At 69.3% G+C, this 13,825-nt stretch carries 12 protein-coding genes; 10 read left to right on the top strand and 2 right to left on the bottom strand.

Annotated elements, in window-relative coordinates:
* The 4 genes from RIF23_RS10130 (at nucleotide 1) to RIF23_RS10145 (ending at nucleotide 3,880) form a co-directional block, all read left to right on the top strand.
* Nucleotides 1-1,002, top strand: coding sequence for an ABC transporter substrate-binding protein (locus tag RIF23_RS10130; protein WP_310912213.1), 1,002 nt, complete (start codon nucleotides 1-3; stop codon nucleotides 1,000-1,002).
* Nucleotides 999-2,057 (top strand): FecCD family ABC transporter permease, encoded by a 1,059-nt coding sequence (locus RIF23_RS10135; RefSeq protein WP_310912214.1) that lies wholly within the window; start codon nucleotides 999-1,001, stop codon nucleotides 2,055-2,057. Before RIF23_RS10130 ends, RIF23_RS10135 begins: the two co-directional genes overlap by 4 nt.
* The gene (locus tag RIF23_RS10140) at nucleotides 2,054-2,839 is read left to right on the top strand and encodes an ABC transporter ATP-binding protein (RefSeq protein ID WP_310912215.1); all 786 of its coding nucleotides are present in this window, start codon (nucleotides 2,054-2,056) and stop codon (nucleotides 2,837-2,839) included. Before RIF23_RS10135 ends, RIF23_RS10140 begins: the two co-directional genes overlap by 4 nt.
* A gap of 408 nt (nucleotides 2,840-3,247) precedes the next feature.
* Nucleotides 3,248-3,880, top strand: a complete 633-nt coding sequence (locus RIF23_RS10145; protein WP_310912216.1) for a DUF3105 domain-containing protein — start codon at nucleotides 3,248-3,250, stop codon at nucleotides 3,878-3,880.
* A gap of 221 nt (nucleotides 3,881-4,101) precedes the next feature.
* Here RIF23_RS10145 and RIF23_RS10150 read toward each other — a convergent pair whose 3' ends face one another.
* Nucleotides 4,102-4,962, bottom strand: coding sequence for an SAM-dependent methyltransferase (locus RIF23_RS10150; protein ID WP_310912217.1), 861 nt, complete (start codon nucleotides 4,960-4,962; stop codon nucleotides 4,102-4,104).
* Nucleotides 4,963-5,352: 390 nt separating this feature from the next.
* Between RIF23_RS10150 and RIF23_RS10155 the strand changes: the two genes are divergently transcribed.
* From RIF23_RS10155 to cydC, 4 genes are read left to right on the top strand one after another with little or no spacing between them, the layout of a single operon-like run.
* Nucleotides 5,353-6,825 (top strand): cytochrome ubiquinol oxidase subunit I, encoded by a 1,473-nt coding sequence (locus RIF23_RS10155; RefSeq protein ID WP_310912218.1) that lies wholly within the window; start codon nucleotides 5,353-5,355, stop codon nucleotides 6,823-6,825.
* A gap of 9 nt (nucleotides 6,826-6,834) precedes the next feature.
* Nucleotides 6,835-7,929, top strand: coding sequence for a cytochrome d ubiquinol oxidase subunit II (cydB, locus tag RIF23_RS10160; RefSeq protein WP_310912219.1), 1,095 nt, complete (start codon nucleotides 6,835-6,837; stop codon nucleotides 7,927-7,929).
* Complete coding sequence (gene cydD / locus RIF23_RS10165) at nucleotides 7,926-9,698, top strand: thiol reductant ABC exporter subunit CydD (protein ID WP_310912220.1); 1,773 nt, start codon at nucleotides 7,926-7,928, stop codon at nucleotides 9,696-9,698. Before cydB ends, cydD begins: the two co-directional genes overlap by 4 nt.
* Before the next feature lie 5 nt (nucleotides 9,699-9,703).
* Nucleotides 9,704-11,443 (top strand): thiol reductant ABC exporter subunit CydC, encoded by a 1,740-nt coding sequence (gene cydC, locus RIF23_RS10170; protein ID WP_310912393.1) that lies wholly within the window; start codon nucleotides 9,704-9,706, stop codon nucleotides 11,441-11,443.
* A 24-nt stretch (nucleotides 11,444-11,467) separates the two neighbouring features.
* Here the strand turns inward: cydC and RIF23_RS10175 are convergent, their stop codons facing one another.
* On the bottom strand, nucleotides 11,468-11,941 hold the full coding sequence (locus RIF23_RS10175; protein WP_310912221.1) for a hypothetical protein: 474 nt from the start codon (nucleotides 11,939-11,941) through the stop codon (nucleotides 11,468-11,470).
* A 104-nt stretch (nucleotides 11,942-12,045) separates the two neighbouring features.
* Here RIF23_RS10175 and RIF23_RS10180 point away from each other — a divergent pair, with 104 nt between their 5' ends.
* Complete coding sequence (locus RIF23_RS10180; protein ID WP_310912222.1) at nucleotides 12,046-12,816, top strand: EI24 domain-containing protein; 771 nt, start codon at nucleotides 12,046-12,048, stop codon at nucleotides 12,814-12,816.
* Nucleotides 12,817-13,031: 215 nt separating this feature from the next.
* The gene (locus tag RIF23_RS10185; RefSeq protein WP_310912223.1) at nucleotides 13,032-13,796 is read left to right on the top strand and encodes an SDR family NAD(P)-dependent oxidoreductase; all 765 of its coding nucleotides are present in this window, start codon (nucleotides 13,032-13,034) and stop codon (nucleotides 13,794-13,796) included.
* The last annotated feature ends 29 nt before the right edge of the window (nucleotides 13,797-13,825 follow it).

Genomic DNA, 13,825 nt, shown 5'->3' on the forward strand with positions numbered 1-13,825 from the left:
ATGCCGAACCCCCGCACCCCCGACCCTCGCCGCGGCCGGCGTTCCACCCTGACCGCGGCCGGCACCGCGCTGGCCCTGGCCGCCGTGGTCGGCTGTGGCGGTGCCGACGCTACCGGCGACACCGAAGAAGACACCGCCGGCGGCGGCGAGCAGCTGGAGATCGAGAACTGCGGCGAGACCTACACCTACACCGAGACTCCACAGCGTGTGGTCACCACAGGGGTCATGGCCGCCGAGATGATGCTGGCGCTCGGGTTGGAGGACCACATAGCCGGAACGGTGGGTGCCACCGAAATCGACGAGGAGTACGCCGAGGAGTTCGAAGAGCTACACGTGATCGCGGAAGACAGCTTCCCGCCGCCGTCTCGGGAGGTGGTCTACGAGGCCGATCCCGACATGGTTCTGAGTACCTATCCGGACGAGTACGGCGAGGACGCCCTTGGCGACCGGGGCGAGCTTGCCGAGGACGGAGTGAACTCCTACCTGTTCGCCGGCAACTGCGGGGACGGCCACGAGGCCACGATGGCGGACACCTACACCGACCTGGAGAATCTCGGTGAGATCTTCGAGGTCTCGGACCGCGCCGCGGAGCTCACCGAAGAGATGCAGGACCAGATCGCGGCAGTGGAGCCCGCCGAGGGTGACCCCGACGTGTTCATTCTCGGTGGGGGCACAGACCAGCCCGCTACCGTCAGTGCGCACAACCTCGTGGACGCGCTGGTGACCGAGGCGGGCGGGACGAACATCTTCCCGGAGGTCACTTCCTACTCCGAGGTCAGCTGGGAGGAGGTCGTGGACCGCAACCCCGACGTGATCCTCATCGAGGACCAGATGTTCGAGCCGGCGGATGACGCGATCGACTACATGACCAGCAGCGACGCGCTCAGCGACGTCACTGCGGTGGCGGAGGAGCACTTCGTGGTGGTGGGAGTGAACGACGTGCAGCCCGGAACGCGGATGGCCGACACCTACGCGGAGATCGCTGCGGGACTGGAGCAGTGAGCGCACCGGATCGGGTCCAAGCCCTGGTACACGGCCAGCCCCTGCATCGGTGGCTACTGCTGGTGGTTCCAGCGCTGGTTCTGAGCCTCGGAGCCGGGGTGGCACTCGGTCCGGTGACGATTCCGCCCGGGCAGGTCCTACACCTCATCGTGGGGCAGTACCTGCCCGGGCTGGGCGATCCACCGTCGGGACCGCGTGCCGCAATCATCAACGAGATCCGGTTGCCGCGGGTGGTCCTCGGGGCGGTCGTGGGGGCCGGACTGGCGATCACCGGCGCCGTGTTGCAGGCGATCCTGCGGAACCCACTCGCCGACCCGTACCTGATCGGGGCGACGGGTGGGGCCTCGCTGGGCGCGGTCCTGGTGATCATTGCCGGCATCACCCCGTTCGGGTTGCTGTCCCTACCGCTCTCGGCGTTCCTCGGGGCCATGGTTGCCTTCCTGGTGGTCATCATGATTGCCAACCGGTCGGGCCAGCTGGCTCCGACACGCCTCATCCTCGCCGGGGTGGCGATCGCCGCCCTCACGGAGGCACTCACCAGCTACATCGTGCTGTCCTCCCAGGACAACGAAGTACGTTCGGCAATGTTTTGGATGCTGGGCGGGTTCACCAGCGCCCAGTGGCGCACGCTCAGCGTCACCGCGGTGGTGGTTGCGGTGGCGCTGGTGTTCTTTCTGGCCCACAGCACCCGGCTCAACGCACTGGCTCTCGGGGACGAGGGTGCCACCAGCCTCGGCGTGGAGGTGGACCGGATCCGGATGCGGCTCATGGTGGCCTGCGCACTGGTGGTGGGCTCGTGCGTGGCAGTCAGTGGCGGGATCGGCTTCGTGGCGCTCATGGTTCCGCATGCCGTGCGGATGGTGGCCGGCGGCGACAACCGACGAGTGCTGCCGCTGAGCGCCTGTGTGGGCGCACTGCTGATGCTGTGGGTGGATGTGGGGGCACGCATGGTGAACCAGCCGGAGGAGATTCCCGTGGGCATCATCACCGCGGTGTTGGGGGCACCGTTCTTCATCTATCTGCTGCTGCGATCCCAACGGGGGGTGGGCCAGTGATTCCAGGACTTCCCGACCCTGCGGCGGTCGACATCCAGGGCCTGACCTGGCACCCCGGTGGCGCGCAGGTCCTCAGCGACGTAGACCTGCGAGTGGAGCCCGGGCAGGTCGTGGGGCTGCTGGGGCCGAACGGCAGCGGCAAGTCCAGCCTGCTGCGCTGTGTGTACCGGAGACACCGCCCGCACGCGGGGCGGGTGCTGGTGGACGGAGCCGACGTATGGGCCAGCCGCGCGCCCGACGTGGCCCGCGCCGTGGCCGTGGTCACCCAGGACGCCCCGGCCGACATGGAACACACCGCGGTGCAGCTGGTGGCGATGGGGCGGATCCCCCACCTGGGGCCGCTGGGGCGGCTGTCCGCCACGGACGAGGACATCATCGCTGCGGCGGTGCACGCCTGCGGGATCGAAGCGCTGCTGGACCGGCCCGCCTCCACCCTCTCCGGTGGGGAACGTCAACGCGTGCAGCTGGCCCGCGCCCTGGTGCAACAGCCGCGCGTGCTCGTACTGGACGAACCCACGAACCACCTGGACCTGCGACACCAGGTCGAGCTGGTGCACATCGGATTGCGGTGCGGGGCCACCGTCATCGTGGCGCTACACGATCTCCAATTCGCCGCCGCGGCCTGTGACCACCTGGTGGTGCTCCACCGGGGCGAGGTGGCCCTACACGGAACCCCGCACGAGGTGGTCACCGCGGATACCCTCAACCGTGTGTACGAGGTGAAGGCCGATGTCGCGCCGGGACCGGACGGGCTACCGAAGGTGAGTTTGCGGGTGGATTGAACGGGAGGGCCGGCGCCGTGCTGGAGGCGCCGCCTACCCATCGTTCGCGTGCTCACCATGGTGCCCCCGGCAGCGGCGTATCAGGCCGCGGGACACCGTCGGTTAGGATCACCGGATATGAGTTCCCCCGACGGGCCGCCTCCGGGGACACCGCCCCCGGGCCAGCCCCCGCCAGGATCACCTCCGTACGGCCCTGCGGGACCTTCCGCTCCGCATGGCTCTCCGCCGAACGGTCCACCACCGGCGGGGCCGCCCTCCGGTGGGCAGGGCCCGCACGGCGCCCCGGGACCGCCGCCGGGACCCCCACCTCCGGGAATGCCGGGACCACCGGCCGCGGGCGGCCCACCACCCGGGTACGGCCCACCCCCGTCGAGAACGGGCGGATCCACGCTCATCCCGATCCTGATTGTGGTCGTCGCGCTGCTGATCCTGCTCGGCGGCGGTGGCGCGGTGGCGTTCTTCCTGCTGCGAGACGACCCGGAGCCCGCCCCCGGTCCGGATGTCGGGTTGGGCAACGACCCGCTGGCCGACGTACGCGAGTACACCGACATCGACCGCCAGCACTACAGCGGAACGATCGACTACCCCGAGGTGCTGCCGCCACCCGGCGGCCCACACAATGCGCTCTGGCTGGACTGTGGGGTGTATACCAGCGAAGTGCCCACCGAGTTCGCAGTGCACTCCCTGGAGCACGGCGCCGTGTGGATCACCTACGAGCCATCGGTGGGATCAGCCGAGGTCGAGGAGCTGACCTCGCATTACACGCCGGGCGACTACCTCATCGTGAGCCCCTTTACCGAACACGACAACGGGCTGGCGGGCGAGCCGAACCAGCCGATCGCGCTCACGGCCTGGGGTGCGCAGCTGGGGCTCGACGAGGCGGACGCCGGTACCATCGACGCGTTCCTCAGCGAGTACCAGGAACACCCTTCCGTTCCGGAGCCAGGCGGCCCCTGCTCCAGCGGGGTAACCCCGGACATGGTTCCTGACCTGGACGGAAGCTCGGAACAGGCCCCCGCCCCGGAACTGGTGGGACGGTAGGTGAAGCACCTCCCGGGCAGGGCGCTCCGGAATGGTGGGCGCGCGGAACGCGGCACGGAGCTGTCCACCCGGGTGGCGCCGGGGCGTCTATGGCGCCTCGGCGCCACCCCCAGACGATGGGAGTCCCAGGGAGCCGATGAGGGCAGCACACGGCCGATGGGGTGCTAGCGAGCAGCGGCATCGGCGAGGTGGCCGGGGCCAGCGAGGCCCTGGCCCGGAGCTCACGGTTTGCGGAGGACGCCGCCGTACTCGTAGAGCTCCTTGCGGCGCTGGGACGCACCGAGGAAAGGCTGGAGTTCCGGGGGCAGCGGGCTCAGCTCTGGCTGGTCAGGATCGGGGCGCCAGTCGGTGATATCGCCCAACCCGGGGGCCACGGGATCGAGGCCGGCCAGCCAGGGGTCGATATCAGTGGGGGTGCGCGTCTTCCACGGCATCCCGAAGTCGGTCAGGGTCTGGCTGGAGCGCTGCGCAGTTGCCGGGTCGTTCGCGGCGACGTGCGTGATCGCCAGATAACTACCCGAGGCCGCCCGCTCTACGGGCCCCTGGATGGCGCGCCGGGCCGCCGCGTCGTCGGGAATACAGTGCGGGATCGAGAACATGAGGATGCCCACCGGCTGGGTGAGATCGATCAACCGCCGGGTCTCGGGGTGGGCGAAGATTTCGTCCGGGCTGGTCATGTCGGCGTCGATCACCGTGGTGGAGTTGTCCTCGGCGAGCAGGGCGCGGCCGTGCACCGAGACGATCGGGTCGTTGTCCACATAGACCACCCGCGCCCCGGGCTGAAACTGCTGAGCCACCTGGTGCACATTGTTCTCCGTGGGCAGACCACTGCCGAGGTCAAGGAACTGCTCAATGCCGGCGTCGCGGGCCAGGAACCGCACCGCGCGGTACAGAAACTGCCGGTTGTTGCGCGCCATGTCGACGCCTTCGGGGAAGACCTCGTTGGCCTTGAGACTCCACTCCCGATCCACCGCGAAGGTGTCCTTGCCACCCAGCGCCCAGGCATAGACCCGGGCCGAGGTCGGCCGGTCGGTGGGAACCTCCGGCGGGAACGATCCGAACTCGTCACCAGTAGCGGACACGGGGCTACCCTTCTGCCTGGCTGGACGCGGCGCGGGCACATACATACCGCGCTTCGGTACGCGACGTTCTGCCGCAGAACGTAGTACATCGCCCTGTGGCCCGCACCACGGACATTCCGGGGCAAACAAGCCACAAAAGCAACATAAGTGGCCGCATCCCGAACCCGAGTGAGACGTGCGGCGCCTATTGCACCTCAGGGGCCACCCCAGTCCATACACCCCAGCAGGTCGATGGAGACGACATGGGCTCGGTGCGCCGGAATTGACGACTGATGTGGTCACCGTCACAGCACACCATCTGGGTAATCCCGACCCCTGCGTTCTTTTACTACATCCTGTAGAACTACAGTGTGTCGTACTATCGATCGTCGTCACTAGCGAGGGGCGGGCATGGAGGCACTGGAACTCGCGCGCTGGCAGTTCGGGATCACCACGATCTACCACTTCCTGTTCGTCCCCCTGACGATCGGGTTGTCGTTGATCGTGGCCGTGCTCCAGACCATGTGGTACCGCACCGGCAAGCACGAATACCTCCAGGCCACCCAGTTCTTCGGCAAGCTCTTCCTCATCAACTTCGCCATGGGCGTGGTCACCGGCATCGTGCAGGAGTTCCAGTTCGGCATGAACTGGAGCGAGTACTCCACCTTCGTTGGGGACGTGTTCGGCGCCCCCCTGGCGATGGAAGCACTCATTGCGTTCTTCTTCGAGTCCACCTTCATCGGCCTGTGGATCTTCGGCTGGCACCGGCTCCCCCGGCTGGTGCACCTCGGCTGCATCTGGATCGTTGCCATCGGCACCAACCTGAGCGCCTACTTCATCCTCGCCGCCAACGCCTGGATGCGGCACCCGGTCGGTTTCGAGGTCAACCCGGACACCGGCCGCGCGGAACTGACCAGTATCTGGGCCATCCTGAGCAACGACCAGGCATGGTCCACCTACCTGCACACCGTCTCCGCCGCCTTCGTCACCGCTGGCCTGTTCGTGGTCGCGGTCAGCGCGTTCAAGCTGTGGCGCAACCTCCGGCACAATGACACCGGCACTCCCGGCGTGACCCCACCCGAGCGGGACCGTCCCCTGTTCCGGGGCACACTGCGCCTCGGACTCGTCGTCACCCTGCTCGCCGGAGCGCTCGTGGTCGTGTCCGGCGACCACCAGGCCAAGCTCGCCGCCGAGTACGAACCGATGAAGCTCGCCGCCGCCGAGGCGCTGTGGGAGACCGAGGAAGGCGCCGACTTCTCGGCATTCGCGGTCGGCGACGTCGAGGAGCAGTACAACCCCATCGATATCACCATCCCCGAGGTCCTGAGCTTCCTCGCCACCGGCACCTTCGACGGCGAGGTACACGGCATGACCAACCTCCAGGAGGCCTACGAGGAGCTCTACGGCCCCGGCGACTACATCCCCAACGTCTTCGTCGTGTACTGGTCGTTCCGCCTGATGATGGGCCTAGGCCTGTTCGGGATCGGTGTGGCGGCCCTGGGACTACTGCTCACCGCGCGGGGCCGGCTACCCCAACAGCGCTGGTTCTACTACGCCGCGATCGCCGCCCTGCCCGCCGCCCTGGCCGCCAACATCTTCGGCTGGATCCTCACCGAGATGGGACGCCAGCCCTGGACCGTACACGGGCAGCTGCTCACCGCCCAGAGCGTCTCCCCCGGAGTGAGCCTCACCTCCGTGGCCATCAGCCTCACCGCGTTCACCCTCATCTACGCGCTACTGGCCGTCATCGAGGCCGGATTGCTGTGGCGCTACGTCAAGAAGGGCCCGAGCCACGTCGTCCCAGACAAGCACGACGAGGACGAGACCAGCGCCGGGGACCGCACCGATGCCGGCACCTCCGACGTTCCCCACTTCGCCTACTAGGAGCTCTCCATGGAACTCACCACCATCTGGTTCCTGGCCATCGCCATCCTGTGGACCGGCTACTTCGTCCTGGAGGGCTTCGACTTCGGCGTGGGCATCCTGCTGCCGGTTGTGGGCCGCAACAACAACACTGACCGCCGCGTCCTGATCAACACCATCGGACCGGTGTGGGACGGCAACGAAGTGTGGCTGATCACGGCGGTCGGCGCCACCTTCGCCGCCTTTCCCGCCTGGTACGGCTCCATGCTCAGCGGTTTCTACCTACCCATGCTGCTGATTCTGCTGGCACTCATCGGGCGCGGAGTGGCGTTCGAGTACCGGCACAAGGGCGACACCGACGCCTGGCGCCGCGGCTGGGACGCCACCATCATCGCCGGGAGCGCGATCCCGGCGTTCCTGTGGGGGCTGATCTTCGCCAACATGCTGCGCGGGCTTCCCATGGACGCCGACCACGTCGTCACCGCACACCTGAGTGACCTGCTGAATCCGTACGCGCTCCTCGGGGGTGTCGCCACGTTCACTCTGTTCACGCTGCACGGCGCAGTGTTCCTCAGCCTCAAAACAGATGGCGCCGTGCGGTACCGGGCCCGCCGCGCCGCGGTGGCCAGCGCGGCCGTCGCCGCCCCCGCACTCGTCGGCTTCGTTGCCTGGACCCACATGGCGCACGGCTCGGACACCACCGGACCGCTCGCCGTGGTCGCGGCCGGTGCATTGGCAATAGGAGTGGTGCTGAGTCTGCGCGGTCGGGAGGGATGGTCGTTCACGGCGACGGCCACCAGTGTGCTGAGCCTGAGCGCCCTACTGTTCGCCTCCCTGTTCCCCGACGTTCTTCCCTCCAGCACCGACCCCGCGCACAGCCTCACCATCACCAACGCCGCGTCCGCGGAGTACACCCTGACCGTGATGTCCTGGATCGCCGTGGTGTTCCTGCCGCTGGTGCTGCTGTACCAGTCCTGGAGCTACTGGGTGTTCCGGCAGCGGGTCACCCGCCGACACGTCGACCCGACCGCCAGCGACAGCGATAGCGATAGCGGCAGTACAGCCGCGGCCACCGACCCGGCCCATCGGGCGGGATCCACCGACACCGCACCGGGGACACAGTGAAGCCGCTCGACCCGCGGCTGGTGCGGACGGCGAGCGCAGTGCGACTGCATCTCCTCGTCACCACCGGCTGCGCGCTGGCGCTGACCCTACTCATCCTCGCTCAGGCGTGGCTGCTGGCCCGGGTACTGGCCGGCAGCTTCGCCGGCCAGGGCATTACCGAGCTCAGCACCGCACTGCTGGTCCTGGGCGGGGTGGTACTGGCACGGGCGCTCCTGTCCTACGGCGCGGAGTCCGCGGCACTGCACTCGGCCGCCCGAGCCAAGTCGCAGCTACGGCGGCGCCTCATCGCCCACGTGACCGAGGGGCCACAGCCGCTGGGCGCCACCATGGCCGCGGCGCCGGCCACCCAGGACGACAGTGGCGCCGCCGCACGCGCCGGGGAGCTGGTCACGCTCACCACCCGCGGGCTGGACGCGCTGGACGACTACTTCGCCCGCTACCTACCCCAGCTCGTGTTGGCGGTGCTGGTTCCGATCGCGGTACTGGTCGTCGTGGCCAGCGCCGACTGGATCTCCGCCATCGTCATCGCGGTGACACTCCCACTGATCCCCCTGTTCATGGCCCTGATCGGCTGGCACACGGAGTCCCGGAACCGCCGACAGTGGCGGCTGTTGAGCCGGCTTGGCGGCCATTTCCTGGACGTGGTGGAGGGGTTGCCCACCCTCGCGATCTTCCGTCGGGCCCAAGCGCAGGCCGCGACGATTCGCCGCGTCACCGACGAACACCGCCGCACCACCATGCGCACGCTGCGGGTGGCCTTCCTCTCCGCCTTCGCCCTGGAATTGTTGGCGACCATCGCCGTGGCGCTGGTGGCGGTCGAGGTCGGACTGCGGCTGATGTACGGGCATCTCGACTACCAGACCGCGCTGCTGGTGCTACTGCTGGCCCCGGAGGCCTATCTACCACTACGCGAGGTCGGGGCCCGGTTCCACGCCAGCATGGCCGGCGTTGCCGCGGCCGAGCAGGTGTTCGCCACCCTCGAGGAGCGCACCAACACACCCGTCACCAACACCACCAGTACCCACGCACACGCTTCCCCCATTCGCACCCCACCGCGGATCGAACTTCGGGACGTACAGCTGACCTATCCGGGACGGAACATCCCCGCGGTGAATCAGCTGTCCCTCACCGTGGCCGCGGGTGAACGGCTCCTGGTGACCGGCCCCAGCGGCTCCGGGAAGAGCACCCTGCTCGCGCTGCTGCTGCGCTTCGTCCACCCCGATTCGGGCCAGATCACCGTAGCGGAGACCCCCGGGCCGAACCCCCGGGAGTCCCAGCGCCACGACCTCACCGCGATCCCGGCCGAGTCCTGGCGCCGCTCGCTGGCCTGGGTGCCGCAGCACCCCTACCTGCTGGACGCCAGTGTCGCCGATAACATCCGCCTCGGCGCCCCCGACGCTAGCCAGACCGCCGTGGAGGAGGCCGCGCGCCACGCCGAGGCACACACCTTCATCAGCGAGCTGCCGCAGGGCTACGCCACCCGGATCGGAGAGCGCGGCACCCGCCTGTCCGCGGGACAGCGACAGCGCATCGCCGTGGCACGGGCGTTCCTCCGGGACGCGCCCCTGGTCCTGCTCGACGAGCCCACCGCCCACCTCGACCCCCCCACCGCCGCGGCCCTGCGCCGGGTCATCGCACGCCTGCTGGCTGGCCGGGGCGCGATCATCGTCGCGCACGATCCCGCCTGGACCAGCACCGAGCTCGTGGACCGGGTGGTGCATCTGGAGGCCGGCCGGATCGGAGGTACCGCGTGCGCCACGACCCACTGACGCGCATGATCGCCCTGGCGCGCCCCCGCAGTTTCCGCTTCGTGTGGGGCGTGCTGCTGGGCGCCGTGGCCGCCGGATCGGCGATCGCCCTGCTGGGCGTATCCGGATGGCTGCTGGCCCGTGCCGCCGAACATCCACCCATCACCGCACTGATGACCGCCGTGGTCGCCACCCGGGCACTGGGGATCACTCGCGGCGTCGCCCGCTACCTGGAACGGCTCGTCACCCACGACGCTGCCCTGCGCACCCTCGCCGAGGTCCGCGCCCGCGTGTATGCACGACTGGCCCACAGCGAACCGGTGCGCCGGTTCCGCTCCTCCGACCTGGTATCCCGGCTGGTCAACGACACCGACGCTACCCAGGACCTGCTGGTGCGCGGACTCACCCCACCCCTGGTGGCGCTGCTCACCGGAGCGGCCACCGTGGCGGTGTGTACCGCACTACTGGTTCCGGGCGGGCTCCTCCTCGCTCTGGGGCTGCTCCTCGCCGGGCTCGTCGTGCCGTTGGTGAGCGCGCTGACGAGCCGGGCGGCCGGCCAGCGGCAGGCCGCGGCCCGGGGGGAACTGGCCACGGCCCTGGTGGACACGCTGCACGGCGCACCCGACCTGGTGGCCTACGGCGCCATGGACGCGGCCACCCGCCGGGTGTTGGACGCCGATGCGGAACTGACCCGCCTGGAGCAGCGCGACGCCCGCACCCTCGGCTGCGGCGCGGGCATCCTCACCCTGGTCACCGGGCTCACCGTGGCCGGGGTGCTGGTACTCGGGGTACTGGCCGTGTCCGACGGCGAGATCAGCGCCATCACCCTGGCGGTGCTGGTACTCGCCGCGCTGGCGGCCTTCGAGGTCGTTGCTCCCCTGCCCGCCGTGGCAACCCGGCTGGCCGGGATCCGGGCGAGCAGCGCCCGCCTGTTCGACGTGCTGGACGCCGAACCGGCCCTCGCCCACCCCGCCGGAAGCGCCACGGGGCAGGACCCGCCGATCCGGGAGGGCACGCTACGGCTGCGCGGCCTGCGCCTGCGCTATGGACCCACCGAACCCTGGGCACTGGACGGCCTCGACCTCGACCTTCCGGCGGGGCACCGCGTGGCCGTGCTCGGCCCCAGCGGCGCTGGCAAGAGCAGTCTTGCCGCGATCCTGTTCCGGTTCCAGGACCCCACCTGTGGCACGGTGCAGCTCGGCGACGTGGAACTGACCACCGCGAGGCCCGACACCGCTCGTGCGGCCATCACCGGGGTTCCCCAAGATCCGCACCTGTTCGCAAACACGATCCGGGAGAACCTGCGGCTGGCCCAGCCCGAGGCTACGGACACCCAGCTGTGGCAGACGCTGGAACGGGTGCGGCTCGCCGCCGACATCTCGGCACTTCCCCGCGGCCTGGACACCCCACTGGGCACGCACGGCCTGGGGTTGAGTGGTGGCATGCGCCAGCGGCTGGCCCTGGCGCGGGCCCTGCTCACCCAACCACGGGTGCTGGTGCTGGACGAGCCGACGGCTCACCTCGACCCGGGAACCCGCGACACGGTCCTGGCGGACCTGCTGGCCGCCGCCGAAGGACACTCCACCCTGCTGATCACCCACGACCTTGCCGGGCTGGAGGGCATGGACGAGATCTACGTCCTGGACGCGGGCCGGATCGTACAACGCGGCACCCACGCCGAACTGGTAAAACGCACGGGGTGGTACCGCGCGGCCCACCACCTCGCGGCCGTTGCGCCGCCACAGTCAACGCCCGGAGACCCATAGGGCTACGCGAGGGCTACTCGAGGGCTACTCAGCCGTGCACCAGTACTGGAGCTGGGCGTCCTCATGGTTGGCGTAGTGCAACCCGGTGAAACCGTGGCCGCCCGCGAAGACGATGTCCACCAGCCCGGGCTCGGCAGGCAGCTGGTGCAGCACCCGGTGTCGCTCGCTGTCGTCGTCGGTCGCACGGACCACGGTGGTGACCCCGTTGCCGTCCGGTGCCCCGGCCACGTAGGTGACTTCGAACACCAGATCCGGGAACTCCAGCCGTGCCCCCGGCTCGTCTCCCACGACACCGGACTCCGCCGGAACCGTGACGCTCTCGCTGCGTTGGCCCGCGGCGCTCTCCGCATCGGGGCGGTACTGCATGGAGCACGTCACCGCCTCCGCGTCCCGGCCCGGGTCCGCCGCCGTCGTGGTCGCACCGTCAGCCGCGCACCCTGCCACCGCAAGGGTGACGCCGGTCGCGAGGACCCCTGGCATCCACACTGCTCGTGGCATCCGTTCCCCATCCTCGCCTACATGCGGTCGTTCCCTGGGACGGATCCCGGCCCTGGCTGGTTCCGGTTTGCCCTCGGGTCGGTCGGAGCGGATAGCCTCCCGGTGTGTTTGCTGCCCTTGGTTCCGCCCTCGGTGGAGCCACACTACTGTTCCGCGGCGCGGGTGTCCTGGTTCGCCGCCCACGCCTGTTTCTGCTCGGCGCGGTTCCGCCGCTGATCACCACGGCTCTGTTCCTGGCGGCCCTGGTGACGCTACTGGTCACCTTGGATTCGCTCGTGGTGGCGGTGACGCCCTTCGCCGATAACTGGGGCGAAACCTGGCAGCTGGTGACGCGCATCGCGCTCGCCGTGGCGATGGTGGGGGGAGCGGTGCTGCTGCTCGTGGTGGCTTTCACCGCGGTCACCCTCGCGCTGGGTTCCCCCATCTACGACCGCATCGCCGAGGAGGTCGACGCCGAGCACGGTGATGTTCCCGAGGCGAACCACGAGGGCAGACTACGTTCGGTCGTACGCGGGGTGCGCCAGTCGTTGGCGACTGTGCTCGTCTCCCTGCTGATCACGGTGGCGGTGCTCCTGATTGGATTCGTCCCGCTGGTGGGGACCGCGGCGGCCCCGGTGTTGTCCGCACTGTTGGGGGGCTGGGTCCTGGCGGTGGAACTGCTTGGCCCCGCCTGTGATCGCCGGGGTCGGCTCCAACTCGCCGACCGGATCGGGTTGATGCGGCGCGATCGCGCGCGGGTGCTGGGATTCGCAGTGCCGGCCTTTGCGCTGCTGGCGGTACCGTTCCTGGCGATCGTGGTGTTTCCCGCGGCCGCCGCGGGTGGCAGTCTCCTGGCCCGCGACCTGGTTGCCACCCCGGGCGGGTCGTCCAGCTGAGTTGCCGCAGCGACGCCTCGGGGTTCGCGCCGCTACCGCATGGCACACACGCCGGCCCCGAGGCTCGCCGGAGACCGATCCCGCCCTGTCCCCCCCGGTCTGGCCCTGTGCGATGTCATCCACAGACACCGAGCCCTACGATGAGCCGAGACGGTCCCGACCGTGGCGCCGGGATCCAACCCCCATAGCCGCACTCTCACCCACAGGGACGCACCATGTTCGAATCCGGACTGGCCGGCAGGAAAGCCATTGTCACCGGCGGTGCCGCGGGCATCGGCCGCGCCACCGCCCTAGGCCTCGCGGCCGCAGGAGCTCAGGTCCTGATCGCCGACCTGAACCAGCAAGCCGCCGAGGACACCGCGGCGGAGATCACCTCCGACGGCGGCACCGCCGAGATCGTGGTTGGTGACCTCAGCCGGCCGGACACGGTCGAGCACGTGGTCACCACCGCCACCAGCCGCCTCGGTGGCATCGATATTCTCGTGAACAACGCGGGAGTCATGGACGATCTGTCGGCAACCGCCGACCTCAGCGACGCCGAATGGGAGCGCGTGCTGCGGATCAACCTGACGGCACCGTTTCTCCTCACCCGCGCCGTGCTGCCCACCATGACCGAACAGGGGGCGGGCTCGATCGTCTTTACCGCGTCCGAAGCCTCGCTGCGCGGCAGTGCCGCCGGAACGGCCTACACCGTCGCCAAGCACGGCATCGTCGGGCTGGTCACCTCCACTGCCGTGATGTATCGGGAGCAGGGAATCCGCACCAATGCGGTGGCCCCCGGAGGAACAGCGACCTCGATCTCGGTCGATCCCAACATGGCCTCGACCGGCCCGGCTGTGCTCGGCGCCTACTCCGGAAACATCGGCCGTATCGCGGAGGCCTCCGAACTAGCCGCCGCCATCGTGTTCCTCGCCTCCGACGCCGCCAGCAACATCAACGGCACGATTCTGCCGGTGGACAACGGGTGGTCGGCTGTCTGACAAACACGAGCACAACCCACCCCGGGCGT

This window comes from Lipingzhangella rawalii (assembly GCF_031628175.1).
Lineage (GTDB): Bacteria > Actinomycetota > Actinomycetes > Streptosporangiales > Streptosporangiaceae > Lipingzhangella_A > Lipingzhangella_A rawalii.